The organism is Nannocystis sp. RBIL2 (assembly GCF_026626745.1).
In the GTDB taxonomy this organism is placed as follows: Bacteria; Myxococcota_A; Polyangia; order Nannocystales; family Nannocystaceae; genus Nannocystis.
The window spans coordinates 3605527-3622944 of record NZ_JAPNJW010000002.1 but is presented as its reverse complement, the minus strand read 5'-3'; the positions used below and the strand labels follow the sequence as shown (position 1 = coordinate 3622944).

General features: G+C 73.2%; 15 protein-coding genes and 2 tRNA genes. 2 read left to right on the top strand and 15 right to left on the bottom strand.

Annotated features, from left to right (window positions below; all coding sequences use genetic code 11):
• Window positions 1-48: 48 nt before the first annotated feature.
• From OV090_RS39485 to OV090_RS39465, 5 genes are all read right to left on the bottom strand, one after another.
• Entirely contained in the window at window positions 49-483 is a 435-nt protein-coding gene (locus OV090_RS39485; RefSeq protein ID WP_267710011.1) for a hypothetical protein, read from the bottom strand.
• 178 nt (window positions 484-661) lie between these two features.
• The gene (locus tag OV090_RS39480) at window positions 662-1555 is read right to left on the bottom strand and encodes a hypothetical protein (protein ID WP_267710009.1); all 894 of its coding nucleotides are present in this window, start codon (window positions 1553-1555) and stop codon (window positions 662-664) included.
• Window positions 1552-2295: a hypothetical protein gene (locus OV090_RS39475; RefSeq protein WP_267710008.1), complete on the bottom strand. Its 744-nt coding sequence runs from the start codon at window positions 2293-2295 to the stop codon at window positions 1552-1554. The genes OV090_RS39480 and OV090_RS39475 overlap by 4 nt, the downstream gene beginning before the upstream one ends.
• The gene (locus OV090_RS39470) at window positions 2292-3710 is read right to left on the bottom strand and encodes a sigma 54-interacting transcriptional regulator (RefSeq protein WP_267710007.1); all 1419 of its coding nucleotides are present in this window, start codon (window positions 3708-3710) and stop codon (window positions 2292-2294) included. Before OV090_RS39470 ends, OV090_RS39475 begins: the two co-directional genes overlap by 4 nt.
• Before the next feature lie 406 nt (window positions 3711-4116).
• Window positions 4117-4809, bottom strand: coding sequence for a rhomboid family intramembrane serine protease (locus OV090_RS39465; protein ID WP_267710006.1), 693 nt, complete (start codon window positions 4807-4809; stop codon window positions 4117-4119).
• A gap of 91 nt (window positions 4810-4900) precedes the next feature.
• On the opposite strand from OV090_RS39465, the gene OV090_RS39460 reads away from it, so the two are divergent.
• On the top strand, window positions 4901-5215 hold the full coding sequence (locus tag OV090_RS39460) for a hypothetical protein (RefSeq protein WP_267710005.1): 315 nt from the start codon (window positions 4901-4903) through the stop codon (window positions 5213-5215).
• Window positions 5216-5798: 583 nt separating this feature from the next.
• On the opposite strand, the gene OV090_RS39455 is transcribed toward OV090_RS39460, so the two are convergent.
• The 9 genes from OV090_RS39455 to OV090_RS51215 form a co-directional block, all read right to left on the bottom strand.
• Window positions 5799-6794 carry a hypothetical protein gene (locus OV090_RS39455; protein WP_267710004.1) on the bottom strand — a complete coding sequence of 332 codons (996 nt, stop codon included), beginning with the start codon at window positions 6792-6794 and terminating at the stop codon, window positions 5799-5801.
• 543 nt (window positions 6795-7337) lie between these two features.
• Complete coding sequence (gene tatC / locus OV090_RS39450) at window positions 7338-8201, bottom strand: twin-arginine translocase subunit TatC (protein ID WP_267710003.1); 864 nt, start codon at window positions 8199-8201, stop codon at window positions 7338-7340.
• Window positions 8202-8261: 60 nt separating this feature from the next.
• A complete protein-coding gene (locus OV090_RS39445) occupies window positions 8262-8900 on the bottom strand; it encodes a hypothetical protein (RefSeq protein WP_267710002.1) in 639 nt (212 codons plus the stop codon).
• A gap of 616 nt (window positions 8901-9516) precedes the next feature.
• The gene (locus tag OV090_RS39440; RefSeq protein WP_267710001.1) at window positions 9517-11601 is read right to left on the bottom strand and encodes a methyl-accepting chemotaxis protein; all 2085 of its coding nucleotides are present in this window, start codon (window positions 11599-11601) and stop codon (window positions 9517-9519) included.
• Between the two features lie 556 nt (window positions 11602-12157).
• Complete coding sequence (locus OV090_RS39435) at window positions 12158-13141, bottom strand: hypothetical protein (protein ID WP_267710000.1); 984 nt, start codon at window positions 13139-13141, stop codon at window positions 12158-12160.
• Window positions 13134-13640, bottom strand: a complete 507-nt coding sequence (gene tadA, locus OV090_RS39430; protein ID WP_346660413.1) for a tRNA adenosine(34) deaminase TadA — start codon at window positions 13638-13640, stop codon at window positions 13134-13136. The genes OV090_RS39435 and tadA overlap by 8 nt, the downstream gene beginning before the upstream one ends.
• Window positions 13641-13658: 18 nt before the next feature.
• A complete protein-coding gene (locus tag OV090_RS39425) occupies window positions 13659-15167 on the bottom strand; it encodes a hypothetical protein (protein ID WP_267709999.1) in 1509 nt (502 codons plus the stop codon).
• Between the two features lie 317 nt (window positions 15168-15484).
• Window positions 15485-15558 (bottom strand) — tRNA-Arg (locus OV090_RS39420).
• Window positions 15559-15661: 103 nt separating this feature from the next.
• Window positions 15662-16423, bottom strand: a complete 762-nt coding sequence (locus OV090_RS51215) for a CPBP family intramembrane glutamic endopeptidase (protein ID WP_267709998.1) — start codon at window positions 16421-16423, stop codon at window positions 15662-15664.
• A gap of 170 nt (window positions 16424-16593) precedes the next feature.
• On the opposite strand from OV090_RS51215, the gene OV090_RS39410 reads away from it, so the two are divergent.
• Window positions 16594-16680, top strand: a tRNA-Ser gene (locus tag OV090_RS39410).
• Window positions 16681-16888: 208 nt separating this feature from the next.
• Here OV090_RS39410 and OV090_RS39405 read toward each other — a convergent pair.
• Window positions 16889-17374, bottom strand: coding sequence for a cupin domain-containing protein (locus OV090_RS39405; RefSeq protein WP_267709997.1), 486 nt, complete (start codon window positions 17372-17374; stop codon window positions 16889-16891).
• Window positions 17375-17418 lie beyond the last annotated feature (44 nt).

The window sequence follows — 17418 nt, the reverse complement described above, 5'->3', positions numbered from 1 at the left end:
CATGCCCGATCGGGCATGCCCGTGGGGACATGCCGATTCAGTCATTTTTCAAGTGCAGCCCGAGAACTGCAGGTCGGCGACGATCTCGAGCCCGGCGGCGCGGCACTCGAGGGTCGCGTGGCCCTGGATGGCCCAGATGTTGTTGACGCGGACGTTGCCGCGCTCGAGGTAGATGTCGAACACCTCGCACTCGCTGGAGGCGGTGACGAGGAGCGCGAGGTCGTGGTCGGGGATGTTCATCGCCAGCGAGTAGCCGTCGACCGGGTCGTCGACGATCCGCACGCCGCTGCCGACGTCGCCGCGCTCGGTCAGGTCGACGCCGAAGAACTGGCGGTGCTCGCCGGAGACGCAGGTCGTCGGGGACATGGTCCAGGCGCCATATTCTTCGCTGTCGACCGACAACATGCCGCCGAGGTCGTCGCCCGAGCCGCACGCGGACAGGCTGCCGAAGCACAGGAGGAGGCCGAGCGAGGAGCGTCGCACGCGAGGCAGCGTAGCAGCCGCGGCCGGCGGCTTGCGGGCCGGGCGCGCGGCGGGGCGATGTTGCAGGTGCCCGCGAAGGTGGGAGCAGCGGCGTCGCTGGCGAAGGCTGTCAGCGGCTCGCGGCGCGACGCGACTTCGCGCTCACGCTGCGTGAGGGTCGGTGCCGGTCGCGGGCCGCTCAGGGCGTGTGCGCGGGCGCCTTGGCGCCGGGCGTGCTGCCGGGGACGGTGCTCGGGCTCGCGGTGCTGCTCGGCTGGGCGGTGCTGCTCGGTTGGGCCGTGGACGGGCGCGGACCGGTGGTGGGGCCGCCGGGGACGAGCGGGGTCGCGGTCGACGGCGATTTGGTCGGGGCGCCCGCGCTCGGACCCGGGACCTTGACCGGAGTGATCGTCGCCGGCTTGAGCGGCGCGCCCGACTGCAGGTTGATCTGGTCGACCTTGGGCAGGTCGCGGGCGAACGACACCAGCACCTGCGTACGCATGCGAGGCTTGGCGTTGGCGCGCTTGGCCGGCTCCTCGGCGATCTCGTCGGGCTTCCACGTGTGCCACAGCGGGGCGCCCTCGAACTGAAGGCCGGCCAGCGCGTCGAGGAGCAGCTGCAGGTCCTCCTGCTTGCTGCTCGACAGGGTGAAGCGGCAGCGCACGGTGTGACACTCGACGTTCGAGGTCGAGACCGACGGCGACGGCACCACGCCCTTGAAGGTCTGCAGGCGGGTGGCGGTGATGATCTGGGTGATGAGCGGGCGGTGGGCCACGCTCCACGCCTCGAAGGTCGGCTCGGCCTTGAACGCGGCGCCGTCGTAGGCCTCGTGCAGCTGCACGAGCAGGTTGGCGGCGCGCGGCGCGGTGAACGGTTCGAAGCCGTCCTTGTCCTTGTCGTCGTCCTCGTCGCCGCCGGCGGCGGGCGCCGGTTTCGGCTTCGGCGGCGGGTCCTTGGCGACCGGCGGCGGCAGCGGGCCGGGCGGGACGCTGAGCGACCAGTGGGCGACGAGCGCCGCGCTGACGCAGAGGAACGGCAGCAGCCAGCCGACGAGGGCCGGCCGTCCGGTGGGGCGTGGTTCGGTCGAGTTCATGGGGTAGTGGCCGTAGGGGTAAGAGGGGGTAAGGGGATCCGCACGCGCCAGGCGCCTTCCTCGCGCACGAGGGTGAGCGTGTGGCTCTCTTGCTGACTGCCGAGCAGGCGCACCTGGGCGAGCTCGCCGTCCTTGGCCTCGGAGGGGTCGGCGTCGCCGACCAGCTCGGCGCTGGCGAGCTCGAAGTTGGGGTCGACGTCGACGATCTGCAGCATCTCGGCCGGCTCGATGCGCCGGCGGCCGCCGACCTGGTCGGAGGCCTGGGCCGCGGCCGCGGTGAGGCGCTCGGTGGCGGCCCGCTCGAGCAGCGGGTAGACGGCGTTCATGTCGCCGCGCTGGACGGCGGCGGTGAAGGCCTGGGCGGCGCGCACCGGATCGCCGCTGCGATCGCCGCACGCGCCCGCGAGGGCGGCCCAGCAGATCAGGGCGGCGGTGCGCAGGACCGCGGGGATCGCCGGGCGCGGGTGTCCGTTGGGACATTTCTCGGGGGACATGGCGCGAAGGACAGCCGAGAGGCCGCCGCGGAGCGGGGTGAGGTGCGCGAGCGTCGGGCTCACGGGCGCGGCGGCGTGGTCTGCGGGGCGGGTCGCTTCGGCGGGACCGGCGGCGTGTCCTTCGGGACAGGTCGATGCGGAGGCCAGGAAGGGCTGCTCGGGGCCGGGCGTGGCGGCGTGTCCTTCGGGGCAGGTGGGCGCGGCGGCCCGAGGGGGCTGGCCTTCGAGACAGGTCTCTTCGGTCATGGCTCGTCGTCCTTCACGCGGTGGAGGCCGAGGCGCTTGAGCAGCTCGCGCAGGTAGTAGCGGGTGATGCCGGCGGCCGCGGCGGCGCGGCTGAGGTTGCCGTCGTGCTGCTCGAGCAGGCGGGCGAAGTAGCGGCGCTCGAAGGCGTCGAGCGTGGCCTGCTTGGCCTCCTTGAACGGCTGGGCGAACAGGGTCTCGTCGCCGGGGGCGGGCGGCGGGTCGCTCGCGGGCGCGGGCGCGGGGACGGGGCGGCCGGGGCGGCCGAGGAACAGGTCGGCCGGCTCGATGACGCCGGCGCTGGCGAAGTGGACCGCGCGCTCGATGGTGTTCTTGAGCTCGCGGACGTTGCCGGGCCAGGGGTGGGCGACGAGGGCCCGACCCGCGGCCGGGCTGAGGACGACGCCGCCGCCGCGCGGGCGGGTGAAGTCGCTGACGAACTTCTCCGCCAGCAGGAGGACGTCGTCGCCGCGCTCGCGCAGCGGCGGCAGCTCGACGGTCATGACCGACAGGCGGAAGTAGAGGTCCTCGCGGAACAGGCCCTGGCCGACCATCGTCTTGAGGTCGCGGTGAGTCGCCGCGACCACGCGGACGTCGACCTTGCGCACCTGGGTCTCGCCGATCCGCTGGACCTCGCGCCGGTCGAGCACGCGCAGCAGCTTGGGCTGCAGCTCGAGCGGCAGCTCGCCGATCTCGTCGAGGAAGAGGGTGCCGCCGTGGGCCTCTTCGAACGCGCCGGCGCGGCTCTCGAGCGCGCTGGTGAAGGCGCCCTTGCGGTGGCCGAGGATCGCCGCCTCGGCCAGCTCGCGCGGCAGGGCGCTGCAGTCGAGGACCACGAACGGGCCCTTGTGGCGCGGCGACTCGTCGTGCAGCGCGCGCGCGACGAGCTCCTTGCCCGAGCCGGTCTCGCCGCCGACCAGCACGCTCATGTCGGTGTCGGCGATCCGCTCGAGCACGGCGAACAGCTCGCGCATGCCGGGGCTCTGGCCGAGCAGCGCGCCGAAGTGGGTCTGGCGCGAGATCGGGACCTGGACCTCGTCCTCGGCGAGGAAGGCGATCGCGGTCTTGCCGACGTGGATCGTCGCGCCCGGCTCGATCCAGGCCTCGCGGATCCGCACGCCCCCGACGTGCGTGCCGTTGGTGCTGCCGAGGTCGCGCAGCAGCACCGCGCCGTGCGGGCCGCCGGACCCGAGCTGCAGCTCGGCGTGGAGGCCGCTGATCGAGCTGTCGGTCAGCACCAGATCGTTGACCGCGCTGCGGCCGATCGTCAGCCGCGGCCGCGCGGTCTGGACCTGGGCGTCGCGGTCGGGGCCGTCGGTGACCCGCAGCATCACGCGACGCAGCGGCCGCGACGGCGACGGTCGGGCCACGCTGGTCGTCATCGCCGCTTCGCGCGGCTCGTCGCTTCGGAAGGTCACGGCTGGCTCGTCATCGCAGGAGGAGAGAAAGGACAGGTCGCTCGGGACAGGTCGCTGAGGACAGGGCTGATCGGACAGGCGAGGTGGGTCACGCTGAGAGAGGCGCGGCAGCGAGGGGCGCGGACGCGGGGCGCCGGGAGGCGCGGCGAAGGGAGAGCGGAGCGCGGACGTCGGACGTCAGGGCGCGCGGCGAGGAGGAGCGGAGCGCGGAGGCGGGGCGTCGGGAGGAGCGGCGAGGAGGAGCGGAGCGGGGACGCGGGGCGCGAGGCGTGAGCGGGTGGTGCGAAGACGCGGACGCGGGGCGCCAGGAGGCGCGGCGAAGAGAGAGGAGCGCGGGGCGCCAGGGTGCGCGGCGAGAGAGCGGGGACGCGGCGGCGGCGCGGACAGGGCGAAGGGGACATGTCCTTCAGTTCAGGTATTGCTCGCGGCCGTCGACGATCCGCAGGTGGCGCGGACGCTTGCCCCCGCCGCGCTTGCGCGGGCCGACTTTGCCGGAGGCGGGTCGCTTTTGCCAGCGACGGACGAGGACGAGGGCGAGGCCGGCGGCGACGAGGCCGGGGACGATGGCCGGCCAGCCGTGGCGCAGGAGCGGGCCGAGGAGCAGGAGCGCGACGGCGACGCCGGCGAAGCTGCGCGCGGTGATCGGGAGGACGCCGAACAGGGCCAGGGGGTCGCGCGCGAACAACACGCCGAAAGCGACGACCGCGGCGATGTCGACCGGGGTGGTGCCCCCGTGCGGCATGGCCAGGGCGTCCGGGACGGCCAGGCCGACGAGGCCGAGCACCAGGTAGCCGAGGACGGCGGCGCCGAGGACGAGGCCGAGGTAGCGCGCGGTGCCGAACCGCGCCTCGACCCGACTGCCGACGAGCCACTGCAACAGGCCGGTGCCGATGAGGCCGGCGAGCTGACCTTCGGGGAACATGAACGGCGCGGTGAGCGGCTGCCACGGAGCAGGCTCGTTGACGAACGGCGCGCCGAGCAGGAGCAGGCGGGCGACGGGCAGGTCCGAGACGAACGCGCTGGCGGCCGTGGCGGCCACCAGCAGCCAGAAGCTGCCGGGCCGGAAGCGCGGCAAGTTGGCGAACGGCGAGGTCGACACGTCCGGGGAGTGTAGCAGGTGCGTCGGCCGCGCCCGCCGATGTACGCCGGTTTTTTGCGGTGCGCCGGGCGGGTTTGGCACGCTCCGGCGCATGGACCCGAAGAACCGCCGCCGTCATCGCGTGTTTGCGACCAAGCACACGGAGTACCACCTGCGGGCCGACGAGTGCGTGGCCGTCCGCGACCGCAGCACCGGCGCGTGGCTGCGGCAGCACGCCGCGCTGCGCCTGCGCGCGGTCCAGCTGCCGCCGCTCGGGGCCGACGCGGAGTGGATCGGGCGCCGCCTGCAGTTCTGGGGGCACGCGACGGACGTGACGACGTCGCCGGTCACGGAGGTGATGCGCCCCGAGCTGCACGCGCTCGCGAACTACGTCAGCGGCGTGCGCAGCGGCGAGATCGCGGCGTGAACGCAGAGGCCTGCGGAGGCCGCAGGCCGGTGAGCTCGCGGGCTGAGGGCGGCGTCGCAGGTCGCGCGGCGGGCGAGGGAGTCTTCTGTCCTTCGGGACAGGCTCGAGGAGGCACGCGCGGCGGGCTGCTCAGCGCGGGCTGAGGGCGGCGTCGCAGGTCGCGCGGCGGGCGAGGGAGTCTTCTGTCCTTCGGGACAGGCTCGAGGAGGCACGCGCGGCGGGCTGCTCAGCGCGGGCTGAGGGCGGCGTCGCAGGTCGCGCGGCGGGCGAGGGAGTCTTCTGTCCTTCGGGACAGGCTTGGGGAGGCACGCGCGGCGGCCTGCTCAGGCGGGCTGAAGGCGGCGTCGCAGGTCGCGCGGCGGGCGAGGGAGTCTGCTGTCCTTCGGGGCAGGTCTGAAGAGGCAGGCGGGCGGCTGCTCGCTGGACGCGGGGGAGTGGGCTGTCCTCGGGGGCAGGTCGAAATTCGGAGCCGGTGGGCTGCTCGATCGGGCATGTTGCATCGGACATGTCCGTGGGCGCATGCGCAAAAGGGCATGTTCTTGCGAACATGCCCTCTCGAGCGGGTGCCGGCCGCGGGGCGCGGTTACTTGGAGCCGGCCTTCTTGGGGGCGGGGCCGCGGGTCGGGTCGGGGCCGCCGGTCGGGACGGCGACGCTGTCGACGGGCGCGGCGGTCGACGGGGTCCGCGTCGAGTCGACCGGGCCGGTGGCGGGGTTGGCGGCGCCGGTCGGAGCGGCGCCGGTCGGCGGCACGGCGGACGAGGGCGTGCCGGTCGGGGCGGCGCCGGTCGGCGGGGTGCCGGTCGGGGCGGTCGGGTCGGTGGTCGCGGGCGGGGCGTCGGTCTTGGTGTCGCCACCGGCGGCCGCGGCGGGGTCGCCGTCGCCGTCGTAGCAGCACAGGACGCCGCCGTTGCGCTCGGAGGTGACCGAGCCGCAGCCCTCGGCCTTGCCGAGCGAGATCTTGGTCTGGCCGCGCCAGATGGCGTCGCGGCACTTGCCGAACGCGCAGCCGTCACCGCAGCAGACCGGCTCGGAGCAGATGCCGGAGTCCATGCACGGGAACACGGTCTCGGCGGTCGGCGGCGGCGGGCACAGGTCCTCGGTCTGGCCGTGGCTCATGGCGGCGACGAACTTGCCCGGGCCCGCCTCCTTGTTGCAGGCGTTGGCGGTGGTGTGCCGCTTGAGGTCCTCGTGCTTGCCCTGGTAGCCGCACACGTGCCAGCCCTTGGAGCACGCGTCGGCAGGCGAGGTGCAGACGCCCTTGTCGTCGCCGCAGGCCTTGCCGGTCGGCTTGTCGCGCAGGCTCTTGGTGCCCTCCCAGGTGGCGAGGCAGCCGGCGACCCGCTTGTGCCGGGTGAGGTCGGCGAAGCCCTCGCGCTGGCCGTCGGCGCAGCCGATGACCTCGGGCTCGCCCTTCTCGCTCTCGATGAACTTCACGCCCTGGAGCGAGCGCGGCGGGTCTTTGCCGGAGGGGTCGTCGTAACCGCCCACGTTGGGCCCGGGGCCGCACACGCAGGCGGACTGGAGCACAGGTACGGCGAGGAACACGGCCAGGAGCCGCGAGAGGCGAAGCTGAAACATGGGGCGCAAAGAATAGGCGAGTTGCGCGCCGTGGGGAAGGTTTTGGCCGCGGCGGCAGACCGCGAAAAATTGCGCAAACTCGCCTCGCCGACCTCGCCGGCCGGCGCTGCCGGGGCCGCGCTCGCCGGGGTCGACCCCGCGGCGAGGCCGGCGCGCACGCAGGCGGCGGGCGCGTCCGCGGGCCGCGAGCGGAGCCGAGATCGGCGAGCGCGTCGGCTGCGATGCTGCCGTGACGCGAGATCGCGGGCGCGACGGCGGCACCGGCGATCGTGACGTCGGGTGACGCGCTGCGCGACGCGTCGACGAGGACGAGGCGTCCGCTCGCCGTGGTCGGAAGAGCCGGGCAGACCGAGGGTTCGGCCGAGGCATTGCTTCACGTGCTGCGTGGCTCGGCGCTGCGACGCGTCGACGTGCACGCCGAGCGCCGTCGCTGCGCGGCAACTCGGACGTGAATCGCGGGCTGCGCCGGCGCTTCGATCTGCGAGGCCGATCGGGCGAGCGCACCGGCGAGGACGCGGCTGGCGCGACCTGGGGACGCGGGGCCTAGGCCTCGGGGTCGTCGGGCGCGGGCGGGACCGGCTCGGGCGCGGCGAGGCCGGCGGCGCGCTCGCGGCTGCGGGTGATGAGGGCCGAGACGCCGACGCTGAGGAAGAACAGGGCGACCATCGGGAAGGCCATCATCAGCTGCGAGACGGGCTCGGGCGGGGTGAGCACGGCGGCGATGACGAAGATGGCGATGACCGAGATCTTCCAGAACCGCAGCAGGCTGCGGTGGGTGACCACGCCGGCGAAGCTGAGGAAGGCGATCAGCAGCGGGAACTCGAACACTGCGCCGAAGGCGACCAGGATCTTGGTGGCGTCGCGGATGTAGTCGTTGAGCGTGAGGTGGTACGCGACGGTGGTCTCGGCGCCGCTGGTGCTCTGGGTGTACGAGAGCAGCCACTGGATCGTCCACGGCAGCACGAACACGTAGCAGAAGGCGGCGCCGGCCAGGAACATGAGCACTGAGGTGGCCACGAACGGGATGACGTAGCGCTTCTCGCGGGCGTAGAGGCCGGGGGCGATGAACATCCACAGGTGGTAGAAGCCGATCGGCGCGGCCAGGAAGATGCCGGCCGCGACCGCCACCCGCATGTCGGTCATGAAGGCGTCCATCATCGCCAGCACCTGCAGCTCGGGCTTGCCCGCCATGCCGGCGGCGGCCCACGCGGTGTGCAGCGGCGCGGCCAGGAACTCGCGCAGCTCGGTGGCGTAGACGAAGCAGAGGATGCACGCGACGACGAGGCCGAGGAACGCCTTGACGAGGCGGTTGCGCAGCTCGCTCAGGTGGTCCCAGAACGACATCGGCTGGTCGCCCTCGGGGCCCTCGGCCAGGCCATCGAGGCCGTTGGTGGGGGGCAGGGGCACGACCGCCGGCAGGGGCGCCGGGGCTGGGACGGGTGGGGTCTGGCCGGCGCTCATGCGACGTCACTCGTTTGCGGCGCGGGCCGGCGAGACGCCGGCGCGCGAGGCGGGTTCGGCCGGGACGGCGCCGGGCACCGGGACAGGGCGCGGGACGGCGTCGGGCGGGGCGGAGGAGACGGCGCCGGCGACCGGGACGGGCCGCGGAGCCTCGGAGGCGGCGGAGACCACGGTGCCCGCGACCGGGACGGCCCGCGGGGCGGCCTCGGCGGCCACGGTCGAGACGGTCGCGGAGGCGGCGGCGGGCGCGGGCTGGCTGGCCGGAGGGACCTGCTCCGAAGGACCTGTCGCAACGGGCCTGTCCCCGAGAGCAGGCGCCCGCTTGGCCTCCTCGCGGGCGATCTCGTTCATCTTCTGCTGGGCCTTGACGACCTCCATGCGCGCGCGCTGGAGCTCGCGGCGGGCGATGTCACGGGCCCCGTCGAGCTCGGCCTTGGTGCCGTGGTAGGCGGCGCGGATCTCCTCGATCGGCTCGCGCAGCTCGTCGGCCTCCATGACCTGGGCCCGGAACTGCTCGGCGGTGCGGCGGATGCTGCCGTAGATGCCGGCCAGCGTCTTTATCAGGCTGGGCAGCTCGCGCGGCGAGAAGAGCATCAAGGCGACGAGCCCGACCAGGATCATCTCGGTGAGGCCGATGCCGAACACGGGCAGACCATAGCAGTGTCCCGCCGCGCGGGCGAGCGGGCCGGCGGCGCAGTCCGCGCGAGCGAGCGGACGGGCCGCCTGGGGGCCCTCCGCGGCCGCGCACGCACGGGCCAGGACGTCCCGCACGCGCCGGCGCGGCGACGCCCGGCCAGGCGAGCGATCGCCGGCCGCTGCAGCCTCACCTGCGCGCGCGGGCGGCGTGGGTGTCCGAAGGGACAGGTGCTGAGGCGGCCGGGCGCGGAGTGTCGCGCTCGCGGGCGGGGCGGGAGGCGAGATGTCCGGAGAGACAGGTGAGCCGGCTCGGTCCGAGCGAGGGCGCGAGCACGGAGAGGGGACGAGGGCCGGGTGGTGAGATGTCCGGAGGGACAGGTGGGGCGCCTCGGGTCGTGTTCGGGGCGCGGCGAAGGCGGACGAGGGTCGGGAGGGAGGTGGTGTCCGGAGGGACAGGTGAGACACCTCAGGTCGCGGCAGGCGGGGCGCGGCGAAGGCGGACGAGGGCCGGGAGATGAGGTGTCCTGAGGGACAGCTGGAGGCGCCGCGGCGAGCGGCTGACCTTCAGAGCATGTCCGCGGGGCAAGGCTCGCGCGGACATGTCGCGGGGGACATGCCCCGCGGGTCACATGCGGGCGGGGCCGGGCTTGATGGTGCGCGCGGGCTGGCGGCGCGGCGGGGTGACGCCGACGCTCGAGCTGAGCTGCTCGTAGAGGCTGCGCTGGTAGGTCATGCCCTCCTTGACCGACTTGAGGCCCTCGACGATCTGGTCGGCGCCCTGGGTCTGCGCGCGGTGGGCCTTGCTCAGCTGGCTGACCATCTCGCTGATCGTCTCGATCGCGCGGGTGATCTGGCGCGAGCCGCGGGTCTGCTCCTGGGTCGAGCGCTCGACGTGGCGGGTGATCGTCTTCATCTTCTCGGCCGAGCGCATGATCTGCTCGGCGCCGCGGGCCTGCTCGCTGGTGGCGGTGGCGACCTGCTGCACGGTGGTGGCGACGACGTTGATCGCGTCGGTGACCTGCTTGGAGTTCTGGGTCTGCTGGACGGCGACGCGGGCGATCTCGCGGACCATGCCGGTGGAGCGGCGGGCGGCGTCGGAGATCCGCTTGAGCGCGTCCTCGGCCTGATGGCTGACGCGCACGCCGTCGTCGACCGACTTGCTCGAGCGCTGCACCGCCTCGACGGCGTTCCGGCTCTCGCGCTGGACCGCCTTGATGATGTCGGCGATCTCCTTGGTGCTGCTGGCGGAGCGCTCGGCGAGGTCCTTGATCTCGTCGGCGACCACCGCGAAGCCCTTGCCGTGCTCGCCGGCCTGGGCGGCGATGATGGCGGCGTTGAGCGCGAGCAGGTTGGTCTGCTCGGACACGTCGTCGATGACGCTGAGGATCTTGCCGATCTCGCTGATCCGCTCGCCCAGGCGGCTGATGACGGCGACGCCGTCGGCCGAGTAGGTCTTGATCAGGTTGATGACCTCGATGGTCTGGTTGATGGCGTCCACGCCGCCCTCGGCGGCCCACACCACCTCCTCGGACAGACCGGCGGTCTCGTTGGCGTTGTTCTCGACCTGCTGGATCGAGGTGTCCATCGCGGTCATCGCCAGCGAGGTCTCCTCGGCGGTGGAGCTCAGCGCCTCGATGTTCTTGGCGACCTCCTTGACCGAGTAGGTCATCTCCTCGATCGAGGTGGCGGTCTCCTGCACGCTGGCGGCGAGGTTCAGCATGCTCTCGGCGACCTCGTCGTTGGCGGCGGCCATCTCGAGGATCGAGCTGGCGCTCTCCTCGGCGTTGCTGGCCAGCAGCTCGACGTTGTCGGCGATGCCCTTGAGGCCGCCGTTGACGTTGTTGAGCGCCTGCGAGGTCTCCTCGAGCGCGCCGGCGGTGGTGCCGAGGCCCTCCGAGAGCTCCTGCATCAGCGCGGCGGCCTCGGCGTCGATGCCCCGGCTGCTGATGCCGCCCTCGTCGAGCATGCGCCGCAGCTCCTCGGCGTCGCGCACGGCGCCGTCGCGCTGGTTGAGAGCCTCGGCGAGACGGCCCTGGATCCGCTGGAGATCGGCGGCGGTGGCCTCCTGCTCGCGCCGCGCCGACTCGAGCTCGCTGGTGAGGCGGTGGCGAGTCTCGTTGGCGCCGCGGCGGATGGTCTCGAGCTCGTTGCGCAGGACGTCGAGCTCGGGCACGCCGCCACGCACGCTCTGCTGCAGCGCGCGCGACTCGGTCTGGGCGTCGTGCAGGCGCGTCTCGAGGTCGGCGATCCGCACCTCGGCGGCCTGGGCCCGGCCGGCCTGCTCCTGCGCCCGCGTGGTGACCTCCTGGAGGCGCGCGCCGAGGCTGCGCTGCTCGAGCTCGGCGTTGCGAAGCTGGTGCGCGTCGGCCTGCAGCCGCGCGGCCAGCTCCTGGCCGTGCGCCTGGCAATTCTGCAGCCGCGCGGTCAAGTCCTGCACCTGGGCCTGGAGCCCCTGCGCGTGGGCAGTGGTGTCGTGGAGGGCGCGCTCGGACTGGTGGCTGCGCGCCTCGACCTCGCGCAGGGCCTGGCGCTCGTCGCCGGCGCGCGCGAGCTGCTTGTCGGCGTGCGCGCCGAGGACGTAGCCGGCGACGCCGGTCAGCAAGGCGATGGCGCCGGGATAGATGGGCTCGAGCCCGCCGAGGACGGCGATGCCGGCGAGAAGCCCGAGGATCAGCGGCAACCAGGGCGGCAGCGGGAGTCGATTGTCCATTCGCGCGTTGGCGGCGATTGTAAAGAAAGGCCGGGCGAGCCTCCAGGCCGGGTCGCGGCGATGGTATGCGCGAAAACGCTCTGGGGGGCGGCGCGAAGCGCGGGCGGAGGCTGAATTCCCGCGCCGGAGGCCGATGCTGCGGCCGGCGGCGGCGAGGGGCCACGAGCGTCGCGGACCCGGTGAATCGGGAGCGGCGAGGCGATCCGGCCACGCTGGGCGGCAGCGCCGATCGGCGCCGATTCAGGGCCCCGGCGCGGAATTCGTGGCGACGAGGGTCGTCGCGGGGATGTCTCGGCAGCAGGACAGGGGGGCGAGATCGGGATGCCGCCGCGTGCATCGCCGCCAGGAGTGTGACGCGAGGTCCGTCGTCGGCCGGGAGTGCGTCCGCTGCAGGAAGATGGCGCGAGGGTCTGCGGGGCCGTCGCGGGCCTCGGCCGCGGCACGAGGGTGCGTCGCCGATCGAGCGATGCTCGTCGCGGGATGTATCGGCGGCAGGAGAGCGGCGCGAGTTTCGGGGCCGTCGCAGCGCTCGGTCTCGCGGCGTCGGCGTCGTCGCTCAGAACAGGCCGAGCTGGGTGCCGTCGTCGTGCTGGGCGGCGACCGTGGCGCCGAGGCTCTGCAGCCACGCGAGGGCGGGGGCGGTCCAGGTCGGGTCGCCGCGCAGGAGCACCTTGGGCTGGCCGCCGCTGCGCCACAGCGTGGCGAAGGCGTCGCGGCCGAGGCGGCCCGGGCAGCCGGCAGTGACGACCTCGACCTTGCGGCGGGCCGGCTGTCCCACGAGCCAGGTGTCGACCGCGGCGCGCACGGCCGGGGGGGCGTCGACGAGGACCAAGGCGAGCGGCGGGTCTGGCTCCTGGGACCTGTTCTTTGCGACCTGTCCGAAGGTGCGGGGGTCGAAGGCGTCGTGCGGGCTCAGGCGGATGGTGGCCGGCTCCTCGCCGCCGGGGCGGACCACGCCGTCGAGGTGGGGGGCGAAGCGCGGGTGGGCGGTGAACGGCAGGTCGCCGAGCGTGTGCTCCTGGATCTGGCGGGCGCAGGTGGCGGTGGCGCACAGGATCTCGACGTGCAAACCGAGCGCGTGCAAAGTGGCGAGGCCGGCGTGGGCGAGCGGGGCCGGCGGCGCATCGAGGGCCCAGCTCGGCAGGGCGCGCAGGAGCAGCCACTCGCACGCGGGCAGGCCGGCGCCGGGGCCGAGCGCCCAGGTGTAGAGGCAGGTCGGGCCGCCGCCGCGCGGGCGCAGCAGGAGCGAGCTGCCGCCGTGCGGCAGTCCCGAAGGACATGTCAGGAGGGTCAGGCGGCCGACGCCGAACTCGCGGCCGTGGTCGACGAGGACGGCGCGGGCGAGGCTCTGGCGCTGGCTCGGGCTGAGGTTGGCGAGCGCGAGGGCGTAGAGCAGGTCGCGGTGGCCGAGCCAGGCGCCGGGCACCAGCTTGGGGGCGGCGCCGAGGTGCGAGAGGAAGGTGGTGCGGCCGCGCTCGCAGCGGTCGATGCTGAGGCGCCCGTGCGCCAGGAGCTGCTGGACGGCGGCGAGGTCAGACACGCGGCTTCGATCCCCGCCCGGTTTTATCGCGGGCGCGGGCGCGGCGGAAGAAAGCTTGCAAGAGCGCGGCGGAGGAGTCGGCGAGGACGCCGGGGACGATCGCCAGGCGGTGGTTGAGCCGCGGGTCGTCGCACAGGTTGTAGAGCGAGCGCACGGCCCCGGCCTTGGGATCGGCGGCGCCGTACACGAGGCGGGCGACGCGGGCGTTGACGATCGCGCCGGCGCACATCGGGCACGGCTCCAGGGTCACGTAGAGCGTGGCGCCGTCGACGCGCCAGCGCCGGCGAGCGGCGCAGGCCTCGCGGAGGGCGACGATCTCGGCGTGGCCGGTCGGGTCGGCGCCCTGCTCGCGGGTGTTGCCGCCGGTGCCGAGGACGACGCCGTCCAGCACGACCAGCGCGCCGACCGGGACATCGCCGGCGGCCGCGGCCGCTTCGGCGATCGCCAGGGCGGCGCGCATGTATCGAAGGTCGAGCGCGTGCTGCGCGCTGTCGTCCACGAAGATCTCCCGCGCGGCTCAGGGCACGATGTCGGCGGGCGTGCGCGGCAGCAGCCGGGCCTCGTCGAAGCCGAACGTCAGCGGGCCGGTCAGCGACGTGAAGGTGTCGCCGACCATCGGCAGCTTCCAGTCGGCCTTGGCGAAGAAGATGTCGTCGACGAACAGGCCGGCGGTCAGCTCGAAGTCGCCGAACATCATGTTGGCCGCGGCGACGGTGACGTTCTCGACGGTGACGAGCACGCCCTCCCAGTTCTCCTGCAGCGGGCCGCCGGTGGCCACTTCGGCCGCGGTCACGACCTCGGGAGCCGGGACGGCGCCGTTGCCGGTGACGACGACCTTGGCCGCGTCGGCGACCTCGATCTGCGAGTTCTCGTAGTACTCGTCGTACACGCCCTCGACGTCGACCACGTCGCCCGGCTTGACGGTGACGGCCTTGGCGCCGATGTAGACGTAGATGCCCGAGTGCTCGCCGCCCATCGGGTCCTGAATGAAGAAGCCGTCCTTCTTGAAGGTGAGCGGCGAGGTGACGATCGCGCCCTTGATCAGCACCGGCGTCTGCACCGGCAGCGCGCCCTCCTGGATCTCGTAGATCGTGTGCTCCTCGGCCTGCGGCACCATGCCGGAGACGAGGTCGGCGGCGGCGCGCGGGGCGATCTTGTGGTTGTCGTAGCTGAAGCGCAGCGGGCCGGCGATGCTCTGGAACTCCTGGCCGTTGACGACCGTGGGCTCCTCCATCTGCGGGAACAGGAAGAAGTCGTTGATCAGCAGCGCGCCGTCGACCTGGAAGTCGCTCATGTCGACGGCGGGGTTGGTGACGGTGACGTTCTCGACCTGGACCAGGACGCCCTCGTAGGCCTCGGCCTTGGCGCCGCCGGTGGCGACGTCGGCGGCGGCGACCACGGCCGGCTCGGGCGGCTCGCCCTGGCCGACCTCGACGATCGCGTCGACGCTGGTGACCTGCAGCTGGCTCTCGCCGAAGAACTCGGTGTACTCGCCGGTGATGTCGACGACCACGCCCGGCTTGACGCCGAAGTTCATCGCCACCTCGGAGTAGAGGAACACGGCGATGCCCGACAGCTCGCCGCCCTTCGGGTCCTGGACGAAGATGGTGCCCTTGCCGTCGCCGTCGATGTGGACCGGCGAGGTGATGACGACGCCCTTGACGGTGACGACGGTGTTCTCGGGGACGGCGCCGCCCTGGATGTCGTAGATCGTGACGTTGTCGAGGTCGGGGCCGGTGGTGCCGGTCTCGGTGGTCGGGCCCGCGGTGGTGTCGGTGTCGACGCTGGTGGTCGAGGTGCTGGTCTCGGGCTCGTCGGTGGTGGCCGGGCTGCTGGTCGTCGGCGGCTCGTCGGTGGTCGGGCTGCCGGTGGTCGGCTCGTCGGTCGTGCCCGTGGTGTCGGTGCTCGCCTCGGTGTCGCTGCCGCCCGAGTCGGTGGTCATCGCGTCCGGGGTGAGGTTGCAGGCGACGGCCCCGAGGACGAGGCCGACGGTGACACTGGGGATGAGCGCGCGAGGACGAAGCATAGGCGGTGTGCGCGAAAATCTACCACCGCGGCGGCGGCGCGCGCCAGTGGGCAAGTGGCCCCACGCGGCGCGCGAGCCTCGCCCGCAGGTGACATCGTCGCGACGCGTGCTGGAGCGAAGCGAGATGACCGTTCGGGCATGTTCGTTCAAACATGTCCGAAGAGTCATGCACCCGAGCGACGCGAAGGTCGGCGGTTGCGGACGCGGCGCGCGCCCGGACGATCGACCGGCGAGACCTGTCCTGACGGACAGGTCGGGCCGGGAGATCTGCGCGCGCAGAAAGCGAGAGAGGCCCCGCTTGGGGGCCTCTCTCGCAGCGCATCCGGAAGGATTCGAACCTCCGACTTTCGGTTCCGTAGACCGACGCTCTATCCAGCTGAGCTACGGATGCAAAACCCTGCAGGGTTGGTGCAGGGGCGGCGAAACCTAACAGGGTCCGGGGTCGGCAGCAAGACCCTTTTGCGCGATAAAAACGAGCGCTAGGTCACAGTTTCTCAGCCCTGGCCGCCGGTCGACCGCTCGGTCATGAGGGCGAGGAGGGTGATGGCGTTGTTGCCGAAGTGGACGGCGATGGCGCACGCGAGCCGGCCGGTGGCGACGTAAGCCCCGGCGAACACCAGCCCCAGCCACAGATAGATGACCAGGCCGTGGATGTTGCCGTGGAAGACGGCGAACAGCAGGGCCGAGGTGGCGAGGCCCGGCCACATGCCGGCGCGGTGGGCGACCCGCCGGAACAGCAGGCCGCGGAAGAACAGCTCCTCGCCGAGCGGGGCCAGCACCAGGGCCGAGAACACCAGGCTGCTGAGGGCCGGGCCGCCGGCGGCCACCAGCTCGAGGACCAGCGGCTGCTCGGCGATCGGCGCGCCCAGCAGCTGCATGAGGAAGCCGAGGGCGTAGCTGCCGACCACGGCGGCGCCGAGGTAGACGAGGGAGATCGTCGCCGCCCGGGGCAGGCGGGGCAGTTGCGCGGCCGGCACGAGCGGCGGCAGCGGCCCGGGTTCGATGATGCGGCCGAGGCGGTCGTAGAGGAGGGCGCCGAAGAGGGTGGCGATCGGGGTCAGCGCCAGCGAGAGGGCGACCTTGGCCTGGTCCGGCGGCAGGACCGGGCGGCCGAACAGCGCCTGGATCGCCGCCCGCAGACCGTCGGCGACCCCGGGGATCCCCAGGATCACGACCAGACCGGCGGCGAAGCAGCCGACCGCGGTGACGATCTCGCTGGTGACGACGGCGATCCGATCTCTGACGGCGGCGGACACTTGCGCTCAGTGTGGCCGGGGGCGCCAGGTCCTACAAGGAGACGCTGTGCTGTCGGTCGGGGTGTGACCTTGGCCCGTGCCTGGACCCTTGCAACCGGCGAGCGATGCGGCTAGGTTCCGAGGCCCCGCGGGTCCCCGGGACGCGGCGTCGAGACAACCTGACTGCGCATGGAATGGTGGCCGAGAGGCTGAAGGCGCAGGTTTGCTAAACCTGTGTAGGGGAAACTCTACCGAGGGTTCGAATCCCTCCCATTCCGCAACGTTCGAGGCCGTCCTCCCGCTCCCCGGGTCGGACGGCCTTCGAGCTTTCTCGCGGCGCGCGGCTCGCCGTCCCGCGGCGCCGCGCGCTTCGCGGAGCGCGGCCGACGCGGGATGGCCGGGGGGACATGTGCGTCGGGTCATGTCCCCGAGAGCGGGTGCGCGCGGGGCGTGCGGGCTGGCCGAGGTCGGCCGCCGGCGCGGGGCTCAGTAGGCCGAGCCGTCCTTGCGGGTGAAGTGCCAGCGGCCGTTCTCGAAGATGCCGACGAGGTCGTCGGCCGGGTAGCTGACCGCGTCGCCGGGGGTGCGGTCGCCGACCTCGAGCAGGGCGACGTCGCTGTCGGTGAGGTTGAGGATGTGGTGAGCCTCGCCGGAGCCGGCCGGGAAGCCGATGCACATGCCGGGCTCGAGCTCGAACTCGCCGGCGTCGGTGACGAGGGTCGGGCGGCCCTCGAGGACGTAGACGAACTCGTCCTGGCGGGTGTGGGCGTGGCGCAGCGCGCTGCACGAGCCCGGCGCCAGGCGGGTGTGGTTGACGCCGAAGTTGACGAGGCCGAACAGGTCGCCGAGCGGCCGCTTGGACCGGCCCTCGACCCTGCTGGCGAACTCGGGGGGATAGACGCTGGGCCGCACGCGCGTCGGGGCTTCGGCGGCGACGATCGGGGTCTTTCGCGGGGGCTTGTCGGTGCTCATGACGGGCTCACGGGAGGCGATGGAGCTGGCTCATGGGACAGATA

What these genes read in the sequence shown, in the direction of transcription:
- OV090_RS39480 (WP_267710009.1), bottom strand. Translation starts at nt 1,555, where the DNA reads ATGAACTCGACCGAACCACGCCCCACCGGACGGCCGGCCCTCGTCGGC.
- OV090_RS39475 (WP_267710008.1), bottom strand. Translation starts at nt 2,295, where the DNA reads ATGACCGAAGAGACCTGTCTCGAAGGCCAGCCCCCTCGGGCCGCCGCG.
- OV090_RS39460 (WP_267710005.1), top strand. Translation starts at nt 4,901, where the DNA reads ATGGACCCGAAGAACCGCCGCCGTCATCGCGTGTTTGCGACCAAGCAC.
- OV090_RS39455 (WP_267710004.1), bottom strand. Translation starts at nt 6,794, where the DNA reads ATGTTTCAGCTTCGCCTCTCGCGGCTCCTGGCCGTGTTCCTCGCCGTA.
- OV090_RS39440 (WP_267710001.1), bottom strand. Translation starts at nt 11,601, where the DNA reads ATGGACAATCGACTCCCGCTGCCGCCCTGGTTGCCGCTGATCCTCGGG.
- OV090_RS39425 (WP_267709999.1), bottom strand. Translation starts at nt 15,167, where the DNA reads ATGCTTCGTCCTCGCGCGCTCATCCCCAGTGTCACCGTCGGCCTCGTC.
- OV090_RS39405 (WP_267709997.1), bottom strand. Translation starts at nt 17,374, where the DNA reads ATGAGCACCGACAAGCCCCCGCGAAAGACCCCGATCGTCGCCGCCGAA.